Origin of the sequence: Geomicrobium sediminis, from assembly GCF_016908595.1 — a bacterium.
Taxonomy (GTDB): domain Bacteria; phylum Bacillota; class Bacilli; order Bacillales; family Marinococcaceae; genus Geomicrobium_A; species Geomicrobium_A sediminis.
Window position 1 is genome coordinate 1 of the sequence record NZ_JAFBEC010000020.1, and the last position, 20836, is coordinate 20836.

Annotated in this window: 15 protein-coding genes; 3 read left to right on the plus strand and 12 right to left on the minus strand. The window is 42.0% G+C overall.

From position 1 onward, the window contains the following. Positions 1 to 121: 121 nt before the first annotated feature. From JOD17_RS19905 to JOD17_RS19930, 6 genes are all read right to left on the minus strand, one after another. The gene (locus tag JOD17_RS19905; RefSeq protein WP_204699706.1) at positions 122 to 895 is read right to left on the minus strand and encodes an HAD-IIA family hydrolase; all 774 of its coding nucleotides are present in this window, start codon (positions 893 to 895) and stop codon (positions 122 to 124) included. 15 nt (positions 896 to 910) lie between these two features. Further along, entirely contained in the window at positions 911 to 2590 is a 1680-nt protein-coding gene (locus tag JOD17_RS19910; RefSeq protein WP_239575762.1) for an ABC transporter permease, read from the minus strand. Between the two features lie 53 nt (positions 2591 to 2643). Next, entirely contained in the window at positions 2644 to 3753 is a 1110-nt protein-coding gene (locus JOD17_RS19915) for an ABC transporter ATP-binding protein (protein WP_204699708.1), read from the minus strand. Between the two features lie 44 nt (positions 3754 to 3797). Next, entirely contained in the window at positions 3798 to 4817 is a 1020-nt protein-coding gene (locus JOD17_RS19920; RefSeq protein WP_204699709.1) for an ABC transporter substrate-binding protein, read from the minus strand. A 184-nt stretch (positions 4818 to 5001) separates the two neighbouring features. Then, complete coding sequence (locus JOD17_RS19925) at positions 5002 to 5832, minus strand: glycerophosphodiester phosphodiesterase (RefSeq protein WP_239575763.1); 831 nt, start codon at positions 5830 to 5832, stop codon at positions 5002 to 5004. Positions 5833 to 5997: 165 nt separating this feature from the next. Continuing rightward, positions 5998 to 6576: a glycerol-3-phosphate responsive antiterminator gene (locus tag JOD17_RS19930; protein WP_204699710.1), complete on the minus strand. Its 579-nt coding sequence runs from the start codon at positions 6574 to 6576 to the stop codon at positions 5998 to 6000. A gap of 216 nt (positions 6577 to 6792) precedes the next feature. On the opposite strand from JOD17_RS19930, the gene JOD17_RS19935 reads away from it, so the two are divergent. After that, positions 6793 to 7248, plus strand: coding sequence for a DnaA N-terminal domain-containing protein (locus JOD17_RS19935; RefSeq protein ID WP_204699711.1), 456 nt, complete (start codon positions 6793 to 6795; stop codon positions 7246 to 7248). A gap of 292 nt (positions 7249 to 7540) precedes the next feature. Continuing rightward, the gene (katG, locus tag JOD17_RS19940; RefSeq protein ID WP_204699712.1) at positions 7541 to 9766 is read left to right on the plus strand and encodes a catalase/peroxidase HPI; all 2226 of its coding nucleotides are present in this window, start codon (positions 7541 to 7543) and stop codon (positions 9764 to 9766) included. Positions 9767 to 9821: 55 nt separating this feature from the next. Here the strand turns inward: katG and JOD17_RS19945 are convergent, their stop codons facing one another. The 6 genes from JOD17_RS19945 to JOD17_RS19970 all read right to left on the minus strand — a co-directional run bounded on the left by JOD17_RS19945 (position 9822) and on the right by JOD17_RS19970 (position 19707). Next, positions 9822 to 12650: a M14 family metallopeptidase gene (locus tag JOD17_RS19945; protein WP_204699713.1), complete on the minus strand. Its 2829-nt coding sequence runs from the start codon at positions 12648 to 12650 to the stop codon at positions 9822 to 9824. A 12-nt stretch (positions 12651 to 12662) separates the two neighbouring features. Further along, a complete protein-coding gene (locus tag JOD17_RS19950; protein WP_239575764.1) occupies positions 12663 to 14264 on the minus strand; it encodes a glutathione ABC transporter substrate-binding protein in 1602 nt (533 codons plus the stop codon). 446 nt (positions 14265 to 14710) lie between these two features. After that, positions 14711 to 16387 carry an acyl-CoA dehydrogenase family protein gene (locus JOD17_RS19955; protein WP_204699715.1) on the minus strand — a complete coding sequence of 559 codons (1677 nt, stop codon included), beginning with the start codon at positions 16385 to 16387 and terminating at the stop codon, positions 14711 to 14713. Beyond that, positions 16384 to 17895, minus strand: a complete 1512-nt coding sequence (locus tag JOD17_RS19960) for an AMP-binding protein (protein WP_204699716.1) — start codon at positions 17893 to 17895, stop codon at positions 16384 to 16386. The genes JOD17_RS19955 and JOD17_RS19960 overlap by 4 nt, the downstream gene beginning before the upstream one ends. A 17-nt stretch (positions 17896 to 17912) precedes the next feature. Beyond that, entirely contained in the window at positions 17913 to 18296 is a 384-nt protein-coding gene (locus JOD17_RS19965; RefSeq protein WP_204699717.1) for a MerR family transcriptional regulator, read from the minus strand. 133 nt (positions 18297 to 18429) lie between these two features. Beyond that, positions 18430 to 19707, minus strand: a complete 1278-nt coding sequence (locus JOD17_RS19970) for a DUF5068 domain-containing protein (protein ID WP_204699718.1) — start codon at positions 19705 to 19707, stop codon at positions 18430 to 18432. Positions 19708 to 20098: 391 nt separating this feature from the next. On the opposite strand from JOD17_RS19970, the gene JOD17_RS19975 reads away from it, so the two are divergent. Next, positions 20099 to 20662 (plus strand): GNAT family N-acetyltransferase, encoded by a 564-nt coding sequence (locus tag JOD17_RS19975; protein WP_204699719.1) that lies wholly within the window; start codon positions 20099 to 20101, stop codon positions 20660 to 20662. The last annotated feature ends 174 nt before the right edge of the window (positions 20663 to 20836 follow it).

Genomic DNA, 20836 nt, shown 5'->3' on the forward strand with positions numbered 1-20836 from the left:
TCCGTTCTTTTCTCTATTATAACAAAGCGTGGTTATGATTCGGCGTCTATAAATAAGAAAAAGCTGTTGAGAAATGACTTTCTCAACAGCCTGAGTACAATGCTAAATGGCATTGTACTTTTTAGATGTCTACTAATTCTCTTACGCTTTGCAGTGTCGTCTTAGGCACGATCAGCGACTTCTCGAGCATTTCCGTCGTCGTTACACCCGTTAATACGAGCACGCTGTGCCAATTGGCGTCATTTGCCATCTTAATATCAGTTTCTAACCGATCACCGATCATATAACAAGACGTTGCAGGTAATCCAACTGCGCCTTGGATGACGGTCGTTGTAATGCGTGATGGTTTACCTGCAATTTCTGTAATTTTCTCCCCTGTTGCTCCCTCAATGGCGCCAATGATTGCACCGCAATCTGGTATCGCGCCCCCTTCAATTGGACACGTACGATCTGGGTTGGTCGCAATAAACGTAGCGCCATTTCGATAAGCAAGGTACGCCTGTTTCAACTTTTTATACGTAAAATCACGGTCCCATGAGACGACAACAATTGTCGCTTCTATTGCTTGAAATGTGAGTGGAATGTTTGCATTTTGTAATTCTTCGTATAACGGTGCTTCTCCAATGACAAATACACGATCAGTAGATGCCAAACGATTTTTTAAATGCCTTGCTAATATATAGTTTGAGTTATAAATCTCATCAACCTTTACATCCATCGAAAGTGCTGCTAACTTCCGTTTAAAATCAAGTCTCGTAAACAGTGGATTGTTCGACATAAACAAAACGCGATCCCCACGCTCTCGAAGCGTGCGAATGGTCTTTGCAGCACCTGGAATTTCTTTATTCCCTAAATAAATTGTGCCATCTAAATCAAAGATGTATCCTCTTTGCATTCCACTCCTCCTTTATTAATATAACGAATTTTTCGTCAGACGATTTGCGACGAGTTGGAGGATGAGTACGACACCGATAATCAAGATCGCCATCGCAGATGCTGTATACATTTGCCCGCGTAAAATGTTTTGGAATACCATTAAACTCATCGGTGCCCATTCAGACGGGGCCAAAAGAATCGTAACACTCGTTTCTTTTATTACAGTAACGAATACGAGAATGGACCCGGCGACAATGCCTGGCAACATCAATGGACCGACAATTGTCGTTAACGTCAACAACCTTGATGCGCCAAGGTTTACGGAAGCTTCTTCAATGTCAGAGCGAATGGCCATCATACTCCCCATCGTCGAGCGAATCATGTATGGCATTCTACGAATTGCATACGCAACAATTAGAAGAAACGCAGTGCCTGTTAATTGTAGAGGAGCGGTGTTAAACGTCTGAATAAACGCAATTCCAAGCGCAATGCCTGGTACGACTAAAGGGATGGATGCAATAAAATCAAGTTTCGTTGCATTTTGTCGTACGACAAAATAACTCACTAATGTTGCTACAATCACGCTAATAACAAGCGCCCCACTCGCTAAAATAATGCTGTTCATAATGTTATCCGTTGAGCGGGTAAAGATCGTTGCATAGTGATCGAGTGTAAATCCTCTCGGTAACAAATCGCGCCCCCACGTCGTTGCGATCGATTGAATAAAAACAGAGAACACGGTAAGCACAGGTAATAGAACGACGAGACTAGTGTAGGTAAAGAGCGGCAACGTAACTGCTTTTTTTGCATTGAGTTTTACTTTTTTAGGCTTACCAGAAACCGTCCCGTAATCTTTCCCTTTTGTTGCCAACCGTTGTAACCAAAAGAAGATGGCTGCAACGATGACCATGATGACCGTTAAAATGGATGCGCCAGCCCAGTTAAAGAATCCAGAGATTTCACGGTATGCTTGCACGACGATTAAGTTTAAGCCATCAGGCGCTAGAATGATTGGTGTTCCAAAGTCAGAAAAACTGACAGTGAAAATGAGTAGTGCACTCGAAATCATGCCAGGTAAGGCAAGCGGTAATGTGACAAACACCATCGTCGACCAGCTTTTTGCCCCTAGATTTCGTGAGGCTTCTTCAACAGAAAGATCAGCAATCTTAAATGCTGCAACCATTGGCCAAAGGGCAAACGGAAAGAAGAAGAACACTTGCACGAGAATGATGCCTAACATTGAATACACGTTAAAAATCGCGCCCTCTGTTCCGAGCATTGTATTAAAGACGTGTGTCACCCAGCCTGTACGACCGAACATGATAATAAAGCCAGCAGCAGAAATAAATGTCGGCACGATAATGGGCATCGTACATAGTGCCGCTAAGGTTTTCTTAAATGGCATCGCTGTTCTTGCAAACGCGTATGCGATCGGTAAACACATGACAATAACGATGACTGACACTAAAATGGACAGTAACAAACTGTTGTTTAGTGCTGATAAATAGACACTACCGCTTGAAAAGAGATTTGCGTAATGTTCAAATGAAGCGTTTTGTAATCGCTCGATGTTTGTAGAGAGAATTTCTGGATTCACAAATGAACCAAAAAGGTTTACCGGTTCTCCAGTGAAACTGACGATAAACACCGATAATAACGGGATCATCAGAAATAAGGCGAAGAAACCGATCACTGCATATTTTAAGAGTTTCAAGCTATCCCAATTTCTTAAGCGTTGAAAACGTGTGGGTTTTTTGTGCTTTTCTATCATAGAAGTAGCACCCTTTCTTCAGGAATATGAAGAAAAAGATGATCTCCTTGATCATAGACCGGAATCCCGGGTTCGAATTCTTGTTCAACGACAACTGTTGCTTCTCCGACATTTACATCGTAACGAATGTTCGGACCAAAATACGTACTCATCGTTACTTTCCCTTCAATTACGTTCCTACTCTCGCTATGTTCACGAAGAATTTTAATACCTTCAGGGCGAATTAACACTTTTGCTTCACCGTTTTCTGTTACTCCGTTCGTATGAACGACAAATTGATCGTTAATTTTCACTTGTCGTCCATCGATGACCGTTGCGTCATAAATATTAGAGGAGCCAACAAAATCAGCAACAAACGGTGTTAACGGTTTTCCATACAATTCAGTTGGTGTCGCTTGTTGAACAATTTCTCCATCTTTCATAACCGCGATGCGATCTGCCATACTCATCGCTTCTTCTTGGTCGTGTGTAACAAAGATCGTCGTAATACCGATTTCTTGTTGAATCGTTCGAATCGTTGTGCGCATTGTGTTTCGCAACTTTTTATCTAAGTTCGATAACGGCTCATCCATTAATAATACCGCGGGTTCCATGACGAGTGCTCGTGCTAATGCGACTCGTTGTTGCTGACCCCCAGACAATTCACCAACGCCACGTTCAGCTAAGTGGTCCAGTTCAACCGTTTGCAGGGCATCCATAACCTTTTGATACAGTTCTTTCGGTGGCTTTCCGAGCTTTTTGCTCATTAAACGCGCAAAACTCTTCACCCGCTTACCGTACGAACCTCGATAAAGATCTCGAACCGTTAAACTATAAGCCACATTTTCAAACACATTATAATGAGGAAACAACGCATAGCTTTGAAACACCATTCCGCAATTTCGTCGGTTGGCAGCAACATCATTCACCCGCTGTGCTCCAATGTAAATGTCACCTTCTGTAATGTCCTCAAAACCAGCAATACAGCGCATCGTTGTCGTTTTACCACATCCAGATGGCCCGAGAAGGGCATAAAACTCCCCTTCTCGGATGTTTAAATCCACCCCTTTTAGTGCGGGGACGTCGCTATATTGTTTGACTAATCCTTTCACAGTTACAGAACCCATATTGCCCTCACACCTTCACTTATAATAATGACGACAAAACTTCTTTAATACCGTTGTTGCCACTCGTTTCTAGCATCATCATAGTTTTCGATAATCCAATCTACATCAAGTTCCATTGCATGATCTTTTAACGCTTCGGCATTGAGAGGCGTTTGGGATTCAACGTCTGGATGAAGTGGAATATGACCCCAATCCGCTTTAATTTGTTGTCCTTTTTCTGATAGCAAAAATTCAATAAACTTCTGCCCACCTTCTGGATTCGGTCCGTTTGCAATAAGCGTCGCTGGGTTCACGAGTACTGGTGTGCTCTCAGGCACGTGAAAATCTATCGATTCTCCACGCTCTTTCATTTGATACGCCATAAAGTCAAATCCAATGCCAATTGATGCTTCCCCAGAAGCAGCCGCTTGCGTTGGCGCTAGGCCGGAGTCTGGCATTGCACTCATTTGCTGAACGAGTTGGTCAAAGTATCCCCAACCTTCTTCCTCTCCTTTAGCTAGAAGTTGACTGAGTACGAGTAGCGTGGCGGTTCCTGAAGCAGCTGGGTTTGGCATTTGAATTTCGCCTTCCCACCTTGGATCGAGTAAGTCATCCCACGTTTGTGGTAACTCCTCTTCAGATACAAGTTCAGGGTTGTAAGAGAATCCAAGTGCGAACAATTCGATACCTGTATACATCCAATCTTCATGTCTCATTTTGATATCGTTTTCATAAACTTCCCAATCACTTGCTGCTTCTGGTTGATACGCTTCCAAGATTCCCATTTCAACGGCTGATTCGAACGGCATAAACCCACCACCTCCATACCATACATCTGCCTGAGGGTTGTCTTGTTCTGCAAGCATTTGGTTTACAAGCACATTCGTGCCTGCATACTCAACATTCACAGTACCTCCGTACTCTTCTTCAAAAGCTTCGGCTAATTCTGCCGACATATCTGGCGTTTCTGGTGAGTAAAGCGTAATTGTGCCAACATCATCTTCTGAATCCCCATTGCCACATGCACTTAAAAGCACAAATGATCCCATACCCACGAACCATAATGAGCGTTTCATCTTTTTCATGAATCGTTCCCCCTTTTTTCTGATAAAGAAAGACGACCAACACAAACAAAGGGTCGAGTTTTGTTTGTCGGGTCGTCTCATCATGTCTCTACCCTATTAATTATTTATCGAAGTGTAACTACTATTAACCTATGACAATCATTAAGAGATTATTTACCTTTTTTTCGAGATTTACGACTAGACACTATTGCAACACGTCTTGTAAACGATCTGGAAAGTCTGTAATGATTCCATCAACACCGTACTCAACCAACTCTTCCATTCGGTTAGGATCATTGACTGTCCACGTAGAGATTTGCATTCCATGATCTTGAATTCGTGTTACAAGGTCTTGGTCAACCATAAGATGGTTCGGGTTCGTATAATCCGCATACGTTTGGAAAGCTTTTAACTGTTCATCACTAATACCATTCGGATTATTGCTCACTAATACCCCGATTGGAACGTCTGGAAGAATGTTATGGAATCGCTCCATTGAAGCATGATCAAATGATTGCACGATTACTTCTTCATCGGTTGGCTTTCGAAGCTGACGTTTAATCAGTTCAATTGCGACAAACCGTTCCATATTGTTATAGTTAGCAGGGTCCTTGACTTCAATTAAAATGCCAATCTCACCGAGGTAGCGGTCTAATACTTCTCCAAGTGTTGGAATTTGCTCTCCCTTATATTCGTCGCTAAACCAACTACCTGCATCAAGCTGGTGCAACTCACGCAATGTAAAGTCGTTCACTCTACCTTCACCATCTGTTGTTCGGTTAACCGTTGCATCGTGAATGACGACAACTTCGTTGTTTTTGCTCATATGAACGTCTACTTCAATGTAATCTGCACCGATTTCGACAGCTTTATCAAAGGCGGCAATCGTGTTTTCTGGTGCGTGTCCTGATGCACCTCGGTGTGCAACGTTCGTAACATCATCCCCGGTTGTCGTAACTTGTGCATAACCATGAGTTTGCGGCAGCAACAAAACCCCTAAAACCCCGCATGCTAAAATTTTCTTCATCGTCTTCATTTTCATTTCTCCCTTCTAAACAAATGGATCGTTCCGTTTGTTCGTTTCACCTCCTTACAAACAAAAGAAAACACCATAAAAAGCCATAGGGATTGCCTATGCCTCTCTAAGGTGTCTCCACGTCTCTACCTTTGAAAGCGCCTCTATTCAGTTGTATGCTAAAGGTTATACACCCATTTTCCAAAGCGGTTCTTCTCCAGTTGATACAGCCAACACTCCAGCTTCAAGCGCTCCATAGACTTCAGCTTTTTGATCAACAAGGCCACCTGCAATAATTGGGAGCTTGCTTGATGCAAGATATTGTTTAATCACTTTCGGAATAATTCCTGGTAAGATCTCTATGGCATCAGGATCAGAATCACGAACCATCGCAATTCCTTTATTTACCGCATTTCGATCCAGAACGAACAATCGTTGAATGGTTAACAAGTTCTGTTTTTTTGCCCATTTTATAAGGTGGCTTTTGGTCGTAATAATGCCTGTTGGGCGTACCATTTTGGCAACGTATTCAATCGCGCTTTTATCATTAGCCAGCCCTTCGATAAAGTCCAAGTGAACAAATACGTACATATTTGCACGTTTCAGTTGTTCAACATACTCCGGCAATACGATTAAATCTCCGGTTAATAAAAAAGCAACATTGCAATCACTTTCAATGGCTTTCGTTATTTTTTCTTTATGACTAATTGCGGCAATCACTTGAGAATCAATAAGGTCATTAAAGTAAGATGTCGTTTTTTTCATCGTATCCCTCCGGAGGATCGTCCTTCAGTTTATACGTATGATTACAGACTGCAGTTATGCACGCTGTTCTACAATTCTTAATCGGCATTGAGAAAACAGTTTTATGAAAGGAACTGAACTACACTTTATATTTCTACAAGATTCCTTCATGAAATGGTACAATTAAGGAGGATTTTCACGTGACGTATTGATAGAAAAGTAAGGAGTGAATGGGTGATGGAAACGGTGGAGGTATGGGAACAAACGTTACGTGCTGTGAAAACGCACGTAAGTAAGCCAAGTTACGAAACATGGTTAAAAGCGACAAACGTTCATGCGATTGAAAACAATACGATGTTTATCGAAGCACCAAACGAGTTCGCAAAAGATTGGTTAGCAGACCGGTACGAGGCGCTTCTATCTTCGATTGTTCAAGAGATTACGGGTCATCCTTATGAATTAACGTTTGTCGTGCAAGACCCTTCAATGAAAGAACCAATCCGTACATCTCAGACTTCTACAGCGTTGGATCTACAGCTTTATCAACAAGGAGCAGAAGATCTTCTCAAAAAACAAATTCAATTAAAGCTCAATAAGCACTTATCTGTTGAGTACATTGCAGATAGTTTAGAAGTGTCATTGGATGACGTCATCCAACTCATCGAACAACATCAACTTGTAGCTGAGCACTAACACTCACTTTCTTTGCATCTTTCATTGTCAATTGTCAATCATTGATTGATAATGATTTTTTGTATATAACAGTAAAGCGAACAGACGATCTTGTTTTTTCTCAATCTTTAACACGTTAAAATCATGACTCTAAAGCATTTTAGCGAGATAAAATGCGAGATTTCGTTGTGAATCTAGTAATTAATGCTTTTCAATTCGCCAATATTTTATTATAATGATTACATAATAACGATTATAATTTAGTGGTCGTTGATGATGTATCTTATTCTTACTAGTGAAAAGGAGAATTCGTATGAGTGAAAACAACATTATTTCTGAAGCGAATCATTCTTCTGAAGGAAAATGTCCATTTTCTCACGGAAGTGTTACAAGCCCTAGAACAAAAGCAACGATGAACCAAGATTGGTGGCCAAACCACCTTAACTTGAGTATTCTACGTCAACACGATAACAAGTCAAACCCTATGGGCGAAGACTTTGATTATGCTGAAGAGTTTAGCAAACTTGATTACGATGCACTAAAGAAAGATCTTCATGATCTTATGACAGATAGCCAAGACTGGTGGCCAGCAGATTACGGTCATTACGGTCCGATGTTCATTCGTATGTCATGGCACGCTGCAGGTACATACCGTACCGGCGATGGCCGTGGTGGCGGTGCAACAGGCGCACAACGTTTTGCACCATTAAACAGCTGGGCAGACAACGCGAACCTTGATAAAGCACGTCGTTTGCTTTGGCCAATTAAGCAAAAGTACGGAAATAAAATCTCATGGGCTGACCTTCTCCTTCTTACAGGAAACGTAGCGATCGAGTCTATGGGTGGTAAGACGTTTGGTTTCGGTGGTGGACGTGCAGACGTTTGGCATCCAGAAGAAGACGTAAACTGGGGTAACGAAAAAGAAATGCTCGGCGACAACCGTTACAGTGGTGACCGTGAGCTTGAGAACCCACTAGCTGCTGTACAAATGGGGCTTATCTATGTAAACCCAGAAGGCCCTAATGGAAATCCTGACCCTAATGGTAGCGCGTTTGATATTCGCGATACATTTGGTCGTATGGGAATGAACGATGAAGAAACGGTTGCACTTGTTGCAGGTGGTCATACGTTCGGTAAAGCACACGGTGCTGGAGATGCTGAGCAAGTAGGTCCAGAGCCAGAAGCCGGTTCAATTGAAGACCAAGGTCTTGGTTGGATTAGCTCTCACGGAAGCGGCAAAGGCAGCGACACCATTACAAGTGGTATTGAAGGTGCTTGGACTGCAAACCCAACAAAATGGGATAACGGTTTCTTCGATCTTCTCTTCGGTTACGAGTGGAAACTTGATAAAAGTCCAGCGGGAGCACACATTTGGGTTGCAGTTGACCAAGATGAAAAGGATCTAGCTCCAGATGCTGAAGACGAATCAAAGCGTGTACGTACAATCATGACGACGGCTGATATGGCACTTCGCATGGACCCTGCATACGAGAAGATTTCTCGTCGTTTCCACAAGAACCCAGAAGAATTCCAAGATGCATTCGCACGCGCTTGGTTCAAACTTCTTCACCGTGATATGGGACCACGTGACCGTTATATGGGACCTGAAGTTCCTGAAGAAGTATTAATCTGGCAAGATCCAGTTCCTGCAGGTAACTACGACCTTACTGATGCCGATGTAGCTGAACTAAAAGCGAAGATTCTTGATTCTGGTCTTAGTGTCGGAGAACTCGTTAAAACAGCTTGGGCTTCAGCAAGCACTTACCGCGGCTCTGACATGCGCGGTGGAGCAAATGGCGCACGTGTACGCCTTGAGCCACAAGTAAGCTGGGAAGCAAACGAACCACAAGAATTAACAAAAGTACTCAACGTACTTGAAGATATCCAAAAAGACGCAAGCCAAGACGTAAGTCTTGCTGACCTTATCGTACTTGCTGGTAACGCTGCGATCGAGAAAGCTGCAAGCAACGCAGGCATGAACGTAACGGTACCATTTGCTGCTGGACGTGGCGACGCGACTGCTGAACAAACAGACGTTGAAAACTTTGACGTTCTTAAGCCAGAAGCTGACGGTTTCCGCAACTATCAAAAAGAACTATTCAGTGTTCCATCTGAAGAACTTCTCGTTGATAAAGCACAGCTTCTAGGTCTGACTGCACCAGAAATGACAGTTCTTGTTGGTGGTATGCGTGTACTCGGTACGAACCACAGTGGAACAGACCACGGCGTATTCACAGAAAACGTTGGAACACTTTCTAATGACTTCTTCACGAATCTCCTTGATATGAACATCGAGTGGAAACCAGTTGATGGCATCGTGTACGAAGGAAAAGATCGCAAGTCTGGTAACGTCGTTCGCACTGCAACACGCGTTGACCTCGTGTTCGGTTCGAACTCAGAGCTACGTTCACTTGCTGAAGTATACGCACAAGACGACAACAAAGAGAAATTCGTAAATGACTTTGTTGCTGCTTGGGTGAAAGTGATGAACGCTGACCGCTTTGATCTTAAAGTGAAAAAAGCAGAATATGCGAAGTAATATCGATTCAAATTTAAAAAGCTAGGAAAGTCCGTTGGACTCTCCTAGCTTTTTTCTACTTTATACGTAAAGGTCGACTTCTTCGTAACCCAAACCTCTTAGACGTTGATTCTTTCTCGATCGTTTGATTTGTTGAAGCAACCATTTCAATGATACTCTCGTTAAACAATCGTTGACCATTTACACAGTCATCTAACCAGTCACCGTAAACCGTCTCATCCGCCGCTTCTGTAACGATTTCTAAACTACACAATTCTGGATACCGGTAAATGTAGTGAGTAGAGTCGCTATCCTCCTTTTCTTGCCATCGATTAAAGATCATATGATGCACAGTAGGAAGTGGAAACTTCTTCGCAACATGAGGATAAGCATAACGCTTAATGCGCGATTGCCACTGTTTGTTTTTATTGTGCAAACGATCATTTTTACCGATTGCTTTTGCACTCCACACCGTCGCCTTATCAAGGATTAAACGATGCTCTTCACAATCGTCGACGTCCTTGCCGATTCCATACATCATTGCGTTTGGTAACCAATAAGAAACTGGGAATCGCGGGGGACTATTGTAACCTGCGAATGGTTGAATCCATTCGTGTGCAGGGATGCCGTGATTATCTATATAAACATCAGGTAACCAGCGGTTAATCAGTGCAGGTGCGCTCATTGCTTCTCCAAATACACTGTCTTGAAAGCGAACATGATTGAACTCTAAACCGACTGCATTAAACCTTGCCGCATGATGCTTCCACTCCGGATGTTCTTTTATTAATTGTTGATGTAAAGCTGTCCCATCAGGGTTAGAGCCTGGAATTGCGACGATTGTAATTGCTTTTAACGTTTTTTGGTCGATGCGTTTCATTAATTCATACAACGCTGGAACACTCGACACTTCGTTTGCATGGTGACCTGTTTCTATTAAAATGGTCGGCTTATAGACGCCTAATTTACGCGCACTTTGCCAACTTGCATTTGTTTCAGCAGTAATCTCAAAAGCGTAAATTGGATTCCCATTAAATGAGCGAGAGACTTCAAATGCAGAAACACCGGGTTGTTTTGTCGCTTCTACAATTCGTTCATCCTCTAAATCATTGGAATAGGTAACTTTTCGCTGAACGTGTTGATCTGTTTCATAATGTAGTTCATTGTTTTTAAAAAACAACGATTGAACAAATCGACTATTCGGTGCTTGTACGTCTTGCCAACGAGTAACGGTTATCGTAGCTTTCGGTTTGCTTCCTTCAACGACGTGCATAAAAGGCAACACAGCACCAGGTGTATTCCAAGCAACGCCAGTTCTTTGAAGTCCTAGTTCACGGTAATATTCTAACGTGTTAAAATACAAATCTTCATGAAGTGCTTCCAGTGAAGAAATTCGTTCATGTTCAAAATCCAGCTTCGTTTCTTCTTCGCTCATCGTCACATCCAGCGTTAAAGAATGAAAGAGGGGCTTCGTCATGCCCGATTGTTCGTCAAGATCAAGCTGTTCATGAATTGTCGGCAAAACTTCTTGTACGTAATATCGCCAGAACCGTTCACGATCGGTTTGGAAGAGCTGCTTTTGAGCGTTAACGGTAACACAACTCGTTGTCGGGTATGACCAAGATTGTTCATTAATATAAGGAACTTGACTCGTTGGTACGTCTAAGTACGTATCAACAATTAACTGATCCTCTCGGTCATACGCTTTAACCTCATACGTATGTTTCAAATCTTTCTTGATCGAAACGTCTACAGTCCTGTCGTTTGTTTCAATCATTTCATCGATTGGATACAGTTCTTGCAACCAACGGATCGGCATCTCCATACCGTCCCCAGTTTCCTCCAAACAAGCAATTGTCACATGCTTTGCTTCACCAATAAGAGGAAGGACTTCTTCTTGAATCCAATGAAACCCAGGCTTAAACGATGACCGAACGTGTACATCACTGGCTCCTTGAGAAAGCCACAGATGTTTAAGATGATCTCGCACCAATTTTGATTCAGAAATGAAGACTTCAATGGATGCATTTGGTTGCCATACTTTTTCTACAAACGCCTCAATCTCAAAGCGTTCACCTTCGTTCGTCCAATCAACATTTAAAATCGTATCAGTTGGTTTTTCTTTCACGTCTCGTGGAATTCTCAAATCCCCATGATTTAACGCATGAAGAAATGACACAACCTCTTCTTCATTTCCTCGTACTAGAAGGTGTTGTTTTTCTAAATTTACAATTGCCCGATGATCGTGATGGATCATTACATGGAACGTTCGCTCATCACCGGTAATTGGGAATTGAATGTGCGTGCTGTACATGCCCATTTTCGCAGCGTAATAACAAGTCTCTTTAAAAGCATGTATACCGAGTTTTTGATCGAATTCAATCGTGAAGTCTCTATAAACGATTGATGACAAACGTCGTTCAGAATTGTAATTGCTTTGTTCAAATAACTCATTCAAGCCTTCAACAGGAGTAAGCGGCCATGAATGATTGTCTCCTTCTGACTCGTCCAAAAGCCACGTACCCTCGTTTAAACGATATTGGCCGCTTCTTAATTCAATGGTCGTCACGCTCTCAATGCTTGCCTTTGGCCATTCACTTGCAAACCAACGAAGGGCTTCACTCATTGCCTCTTTCGTTGGCGCACAAATTCCTTTTGCTGTAATAATGGTACGTTCCCCTTCAATCGATAGATGGAACGGAGAACGTGTTGGCATCTCTGATAGAAAATCTGGATTCATTGCCGACGTTTCATAACCAAGACGTGCCGAAAAGTCAATAAGACCTTCCGGCAATCCAACTTCTTTCCAACCCGTAACACGAATGGCAATACCATCTGGAACCCCGTCACCGTTCCAATCCGAAATTGCGCCATCAATCGTCCAAAAGTTTAGTAAATCATTCATCATAATTCCCCTTTAATAACTTCCGTCTTCCTCAACAGCATCCAATACACGTACATCATCAAAAATGAACGTTCCATTCGGATGTTGAATTAGCCCTTCAATACTCTCGTTCACACCGGTCAAGTGTTGTTCATGAACCGTATAAATATGCGGTGCCTCATCAATTAATTGTTGTGTAATGTCTTCATACAACTCTTGTCGTATCGTTTCGTCCGTTTCTTGCCGAGCGTCTTCAATCAACGTATCCAATTGCTCATTTTCATAAAAAGACGTATTCCCAGCACTTCCTAAATTGTCTGTATGATACAGTGAGTAAATGCCATAATCTGCGTCACCCGTTGCTGTTGTCCAGCCACTCAACTGAATGTCATACGTTCCTTCTGACGTTGCATCTAAAAACGTTGCCCATTCCAAGCTTTGAATTTCGACGTCAATTCCTATTTCACTAAGGCGATCTTGAACGAGTGCAGCAATTTGATTGCGAATGGGATTTTCTTCATTGGTCGTGATGGTCGTTTTAAATCCGTCTTCATATCCCGCTTCTGCTAATAGCTCTTTGGCTTGCTCAACATCATAGTCTAAAGGTTCAGCACCTTCAGCGAACCCGAATACTAATGGACTTACTGGGCCTTTTGCATGCATGCCATACCCTTCATAAAGACCAGTGATAATGTCTTCTGTATTAATCGCATGGGTGATTGCTTGACGAACTCGAACATCATCAAAAGGCTCAGACTGCGTATTAAAACCGATATAGTCTACACGTAAACCATCTTGAATTTGCAACTCCGCATTTGGCATCGATTCAACAGCCGTCGTATTAACTGGTTCAATCGATGCTGCAACGTGCGCTTCATTGTTCTCAAGCATCCCAATTCTCGTCAATTGTTCAGGAATCACCCGAAATGTAACCGAATCAAGATCAGGTTGTTCACGCCAATAGTTGTCATTTCGAGTGAGAACAACTTCATTTCCTTGATCCCAACGGTCAAATGTAAAAGCGCCTGTACCAGCAGGCTCAACATCGAGGTTGCGTTCGCCGCTGAACCCTTCTTCAATGGCTTTTGGACTAATCATACTCGCACCATCATGAGAAAGATGATGAAGTAGTGGTCCAAACGGATACTCGGTATGAAGTCGCACCGTAAAGTCATCAACTTTTTCAACTTCTGTGATCATGTCATACAAAAACGCACGGGGAGAGGCGATCTCTGGGTTTAATAAGCGCTCAATGTTTGCTTCTACTGCATCGGCATTAAACGGTTCACCGTCGTGAAACTCAACCCCCTCTTGCAACTCGAATTCCCACGTTGTTTCATCGATTTGCTCATACGAGCTTGCTAAACCGGGGATGAAGTTCATGTTCTCATCCGTTTCAATTAAGCGCTCATAAAGGTTCGTGGATACGATGTTCGATGGAATATCGTTTGAGCGATGAGGATCTAACGTGACTGCATCCGAAGGCATTGCCAATAAAAGCTCTCCAGCTTCACTCCCTGCTTCTTCCCCACTTACCGCTTGTTCGTCTTCACTTACTTCTTCTTGCCCTGAACAAGCAGCTAATACTGTTAACCCACTCACTACACTAAATAACAGCAAAGCATTCTTTTTCATTGCCATTTCCCCTTTTAATTATGATGTAGATAGCTTCTCGTTGTACCCTTTCTGAAAAATTAAATACTTTATTTTAATAATATTCTATCAAAATTAAAGTATTTCGTATATAAAAATAAAAAGACACACCTGTATATAAGATGTGTCTTACGCTTTAAAAAATATATCGTATTGGTTACATACTTATCAATTATCAATGAATAAGGGCTAGTGTGGCTACGCTTGCCGCGGGCGTTACCTCAGCTATCGTGCTACGCACGATGGTCTTCAGTTAACGCTACTCCCGCAGGCGTCTTCGCCACACTAGCCGCTGTTTCTTCATAGGATAATCGTAATAAAGTTATTTTTCTTATTAATCACAGAGTACAATTTGTACGACTTGGTAGGTGTTTGTTTTATTGCATAGTAAGCGAATACGGCTTCTAGATAAACTTACAATTCTTTAGTTATGATGTACTCTTATCAGAAGTACTTAGAACTGCATCTTTCTCACGAATGATTTCCTCGATGAACTGCGTCGCCAGCTTTTCTTTGTCCAGCGTATTCGAATGCCAGATGGTCTTACGATAAATGTTGGCTAATACGTGGTCACGATGATCTTCAATTCGTGCATAGCCGTGAACGACGAGGAGAAGGTCAACCATTTTTCTTGAGATCAATCGTACGTGTAACGTTTGCTCTTCTTTGTTACACGATGATAAATAAGCAAAATCAGCTGTAAGTCCTTGTATATGTTGTTCAACATCGGCAAAAACGTGATCACTCATTTGTAATTTTGCTTTCGTGAGTTGACGATTGATTTCTTTGAAAAAACGCGCTTCACCTTCATAATTCGTAATTAAGCGTAACACTTCAAGGGCAAGAATGTTCTCTGTACCTTCCCACACGGTCAACACTTGAGCATCACGTAATAGCCTTGACGTTACAAAATCTTCAATGTACCCATTACCTCCATGAATCTCGATTGCTTCATGTGAAAATGCGATCGCTTCTTCTGCTGTTCTTGCTTTTAATAGCGCAATAAGCAGCCGGTTTAAATACGGATCCCCGTTGCCTTTATGAGTCACTTCATCATAGACAACGATGGAATCAAACACTGCTGATAATTGAATTTCTTGCCTTGCATACAATTTTGCAATGCTTTCTTGAATCATCGGAAAATCGATTAATCGTTGCTTAAACGATTTTCTAGATAACGTGTACGACTTCACCTCAACCAATGCGCGTTTCATAATGCCAAGTGAAGCTACGCTATTACAAATGCGTGAAAGATTCAGTGCTTCCATCATATAATAGAATCCTTGATCTGCTTCACCAATTAAATACGCTTTTGCTCCTTCAAACATGACTTCTCCTGACGGCACGGCGCGTACCCCTAGTTTGTCTTTTAGACGTCTTACATATAGCTTATTGATTGAGCCGTTCTCGTCTTTCCAAGGGACGAGAAATAGACTTAACCCTTTTGAACCAGGAGGTGCATCATCGCACCGAGCGAGCACTGCTGCAACACCACACTGCCCAGCATTAGAAGCAAAATACTTCTCACCGTAGATTCGATAATGGTCGCCTTCTTTCACAGCCCGAACTTCATTAGCGCCAACATCTGAACCTCCTTGGCGTTCAGTTAAAAATGTTGCCCCCTCATACAATTCCACATCACCGGTTGCTAACACGTGTGGCAAAAATCGTTGCTTAATCGTTTCATCAGCATAATGATCAATCAAATACGCTACCGCCATCGTTAACGTAACCGGGCAATAAAAACCAGGCTCAACTTGTGAGAGTACGTAGCCTTGAGCAAAGCTGTAAGAATAGTTACCGGTTGAGCCGAGCTTTGGAATCGGTTTGTGAACATAGCCTACAATCCCTGTGTTGTATGTCTCTTCAACCGTCTTCTTATACCCTTCATTTACCCACACCTGTGAGACATCATTCCCATAGCGGTCATAACGAATGAGTCGTGGTTGCCCTTCACGATCTGTATGCGCTGCCCTTTCGTCGAATTGTTCATAACATCTCGCATAGAAAGTATCTAGTTCTCCCTTTGCATACGTGTACAACTGTGGTGAACACGCTTCTTCTAATTTTTTTAGCAAGACACGTTCAACGGTATCAATACTCATCTTGATTCAACCTTTCTTGTTTTTAACACTTGTTTTAATAACTTGCCAGAAGCGTTCCGCGGTAATTCTTCTAATGCTTCGTACAGTTTAGGAATCTTGTAGCTTGCGAGTTGCGTAGACAAATAATCATTTATGTTCGGCACTAGACCATCGGTCGTTACAAGAAACGCTTTAATCGTTTCTCCCCATTCAGGGTGAGGGACACCAACAACTGCTGCTTCAATAATTGCTGGATGATCTTGTAACACGTGCTCAATTTCCTTTGGATAGACATTTACTCCACCACTAATGATCATGTCTTTCTTCCGATCCACAACCCAGATATACCCATCTTCATCTTCTCGAGCCAAGTCTCCCGTAAAGAGGAGGTCATCTTTTAACACTTCTGCTGTTTTGGCTTCATCTTTATAGAGTCCAAGCATCGTGCCTTCCCCGCGTAGCACGATTTCACCAACTTCACCTCTCGGTACGTGATCACCGTTGTCGTTTACAATATCAATTTCACAGTTTAATGCGGCTCTTTTACCGATGCTTCCGGCTTTTCGTTCGTGCTCATTTGGGGCTAAAAACGTGCCACTAGGACCAGCTTCTGTAAGGCCGTAGACACACATGAATTGATCGCTCTGAAACGCTTGTTGAACAAATTTAACTTCTGAAGCTGACAGCGGCGCACCACCATACACAAACCGTTGAATTGAGGTAAGGTCTCTTGATTGGATCTGTTTATGTTTGGCAGTGAGTAAGTAAGCGACAGGCGCACCAAAGAAATGAGTCACAGATTCTTGTTCGATAAGGTCTAATAACAGATCAGGCGTAAACGTAGGTGCAAGAATGTGAGTCGCTCCCACATACATTCCTGCTACAAAGAACAAATGTAGAGGCGCTGAATGTGTGAGTGGCATTAAGTGTAATACGTTTGATGGTTCGTTTATTTCAGTTTCTATACACATCATTGTGGCGACGCTTAAGATATTACGGCTGCTAAACATCACGCCTTTTGGATCACCGGTCGTTCCAGATGTATACAAAATCGTCGTAAGTTCATCATCTACTCTTGTGCTCTTAAGAGGTAGATTGTAATCGCTTTCATTTTCTATGTAGATTGATGCGATTCGTTCATTTGATTGACCAGTTGTAAACCAACTAATCGGATGGCGTTCTAGAAGGGGTTCCGCTTGAGTCATTAGTTGTTCGTGTACAATACAAGCTTTCGCTTCACTATGTTCAATCACATACGCAAGCTCTCTTGATGTGAACTTTGCATTTACCGGAACTACAATCGCATCAATTCGCATGATCGCAAAGTAACTGTAAACGAAATCCAGCGTATTCGGGCAATATAACAGAACACGATCATCCTGTTCAATGCCTTGATTTCTAAATTCATGCGCCAGTGTATTCACGATTCGATCCACTTCTCCGTATGTTCGACGAACCGAACCACTAACAAAAGCTTCTTTGTCATAATACTTCCTTGCATTCCGTTCTAACAATTGCGAAATATTCACAACGAACCCTCCTATAGTTATTCCAATTTATTTATGCGCTGTAGCTTATCTTCAAATGTGACGAGCATCTCTTCCATTTCATCTCGAAGTGCAATAAAACTTTCAATCGTTTCGTTAAGCTCGGCAACCTTCTTCTTTCCATAAGTAATCGTCGTCTCGAGTTGCTTCTGTTCGGTCCGATCAACATCAAACAGCTCGATCATTTCTGCAATTTCAGACAAAGAAAACCCGTATCGCTTTCCACGCAAGATTAACCGTAAGCGAACGAGTTCACGCTTGGAATACGTTCGTTGACCAGCATCTGTACGGTCAGGATGTATCAACCCCTTTTCTTCATAAAATCGAATGGTTCTCGTTGTCACATCAAATTGTTGAGCAAGTTCTGTTATTGTCCAAGCCACGTCGAATCTCCCCTGTTTTTCTTTTCTAATTTTCAGTTTACTTAACGTTGACGTTAACGTCAATAAGATTTAATTCGGATCCAAAAAAATCCCCTTACCTAATGTAAAAGGTAAAGGGACGTTACCAAACGAATTACTCCGTTGGCAATTCAAATGTTACGCGATTTCCTTTTGATAGATCCGCTGCTTCTTGATCGCGCATCGGACCAATCTCGATTTCAAATGATTTATCTTTCCAGATTTTCTCGTATTGCTCTTGATCGAGCGTATACAGTTGTAACAATTCTCCTGATTCACCAGGTTCGATCATATCATCATATCTGTAATCAAGGAGCATTCCTTCATTTAATAACGACTGTGCGCCGTCATTGACATAAAGTGTTGACATAATTGAGCTAAGAGCAATTTCAGAGTCTTCCTGGTTGTCGATGCCAAATTGAACCGTCAACAAAACGATGCCATTCGTAAAGTTCTCAAAACGAGGAGCCTCAACGTCATTTGGTGTGAATTCAGTAAATTGATAGCCATCAAGTGTAATGGTCGTATTGCCAAGTTCTTGGCTGTCATTAATGTCATCATTCTCTGCAATCATCTCTTTGTCACCCATATCATTAGTCGTTACAAGATCTGGGTAAAACGCTTCATTATGCTCAGCACGTTCTGCACCTTCTTCATTCAAGCTTACTGTAAAACTTCCGTCGTCTCCGAAGTTAGAATTTACATCGCCAAGTTCAGAATGAGGGGCAGGGATGTCAATTATGGCTGTTGATTCTGCTAAAACTTCTTCAAGCTGCTCTGGGCCAAACGGATACGTATAGTAACCTGTAATTGTTTCCCCATCCGCAATGGCATAATCTGTTGAATGAGCAAGTTGAACGTCTAATTGCTCTTCTTCTGGCAGGAGTTCTCTATAGTTGTCGAAGTATTTCATTGCACCTGTATACATGAGTGATAACGCTGGCATAAAGTATGCATCGTCACCTGTATCATTTGTGACCGTATAGTGCGCCAAAATTACGCCACCGTCAGTTTGATCATCAAAAGGAATACGGAAATTTGTATGGAAATCATTTAATTCAACGAGAGTATAGCCGTCTAAAGAAACAGAAAAACCTTCTGTCTCATGAACTTGTTGTTCATTGTTTTCAAAAAGAACACTCGCTGTTCCTTCTGTTGTTTCTTCCATATACTCAATCATTTCAGCAAATTCAAGAGAGACGCTACTTTCCTCATCCTCTGATTCGGCTTCCTCTTCTACTTCTTCAGGCTCTTCTTCGTCTGCCTCCTCTTCAAGAACCTCTTCCTCAGCAGCATTCTCTTCGACATATGTTGTGTCGTCACTTGAACCACAAGCAGTTAGTACGAGAGCGGCTGTAGCAAGGACGCTAAAGCGTAGTGAATGTTTTGACATCGTTTTTACCTCCATTTGTTGTAATTGCGTTTTCCCATAAAAAAGAGTCAAGTTGCCTGTATGCAAGAATGTGATCGACGTATAAAAGCACCTTAACTAAAAAATAAACGTAAGTAGTCATCCATTTTGCTCTGGACGACAAATCCACTGTATAGCCTAGCAGACCTTAGTCATCAAACTCTGATTCTTTATGAAATTGTAATCAAATGAACGGAAAATCCCGGTTTTGCTATGATCAACAAGATTCTTTATCCCCGCATTTATTTCAGATATTTCCAATTATTATGTAAAAAATGACTTTTACTTTCTATCATCAACGTTACGTTATGTGAGCAATTCCTCTGAAGAATGTAACAGTTTATGGTAGCATTTTTATAGAAAGGAAGATGGTATGGAACGCACACTTGCATTTACGACCGAACGGCTTTTTTTCTATTTAGCAACGGAAGAAGATCGCACACTCATTCATCAAATGGCTTTTGAAGATGACGCCATCTGGCAGCAAATGTTTACTTCAAAAGATGATTTTACTCTAGAAGAAGTTGAATTCGAACCAGCAGAATTTTTTTCGGGGGATGTAAGTCCGAATAAGTACGTTTTAATTGCAACGGAGGATCAAATCATCGGCACACTTGCCCATACGTATCATCATGGCAAGATTACAAATATGGAGCTTGATATTTGGTTTCGCAACCATCACTATACTGGGAAAGGCTACGGACAAGAAGCACTACGTGGCGTGATCAATTTTCTTACTCAAGTGTATGACATTCAAACTTACATAATGCGACCGTGGAGAAAGAATGAAACGGCGGTTGCCGCATACAAAAAAGTAGGTTTTCATGAGATCAAAGATTTCGATATTAGAGATTACTATGAACCTCACATGCTCATTCATCACGGCGATGGGGATTACGGTGAGGAAACTGTTAACCTAGTGTTTACGCGCAAATGAAAAACCGCCCTATCATGGGCGGTTTTTAGGGTCTAAATAAAGGTGGCCTAGCGCTTGCCAATATATCAAGCACACTCATACTGTAGCATAGTCCTATCTTAAAACACAATCATTACGCTTGATTGCCATAACCTGCCTAAAAACGCGTACGTTTATTTCGTTCTTTGATTCAAT

Coding starts and splice junctions, on each gene's coding strand:
- JOD17_RS19905 (WP_204699706.1), bottom strand. CDS start 895: ATGCAAAGAGGATACATCTTTGATTTAGATGGCACAATTTATTTAGGG.
- JOD17_RS19915 (WP_204699708.1), bottom strand. CDS start 3,753: ATGGGTTCTGTAACTGTGAAAGGATTAGTCAAACAATATAGCGACGTC.
- JOD17_RS19920 (WP_204699709.1), bottom strand. CDS start 4,817: ATGAAAAAGATGAAACGCTCATTATGGTTCGTGGGTATGGGATCATTT.
- JOD17_RS19925 (WP_239575763.1), bottom strand. CDS start 5,832: ATGAAGACGATGAAGAAAATTTTAGCATGCGGGGTTTTAGGGGTTTTG.
- JOD17_RS19930 (WP_204699710.1), bottom strand. CDS start 6,576: ATGAAAAAAACGACATCTTACTTTAATGACCTTATTGATTCTCAAGTG.
- JOD17_RS19935 (WP_204699711.1), top strand. CDS start 6,793: ATGGAAACGGTGGAGGTATGGGAACAAACGTTACGTGCTGTGAAAACG.
- katG (WP_204699712.1), top strand. CDS start 7,541: ATGAGTGAAAACAACATTATTTCTGAAGCGAATCATTCTTCTGAAGGA.
- JOD17_RS19945 (WP_204699713.1), bottom strand. CDS start 12,650: ATGAATGATTTACTAAACTTTTGGACGATTGATGGCGCAATTTCGGAT.
- JOD17_RS19950 (WP_239575764.1), bottom strand. CDS start 14,264: ATGAAAAAGAATGCTTTGCTGTTATTTAGTGTAGTGAGTGGGTTAACA.
- JOD17_RS19955 (WP_204699715.1), bottom strand. CDS start 16,387: ATGAGTATTGATACCGTTGAACGTGTCTTGCTAAAAAAATTAGAAGAA.
- JOD17_RS19970 (WP_204699718.1), bottom strand. CDS start 19,707: ATGTCAAAACATTCACTACGCTTTAGCGTCCTTGCTACAGCCGCTCTC.
- JOD17_RS19975 (WP_204699719.1), top strand. CDS start 20,099: ATGGAACGCACACTTGCATTTACGACCGAACGGCTTTTTTTCTATTTA.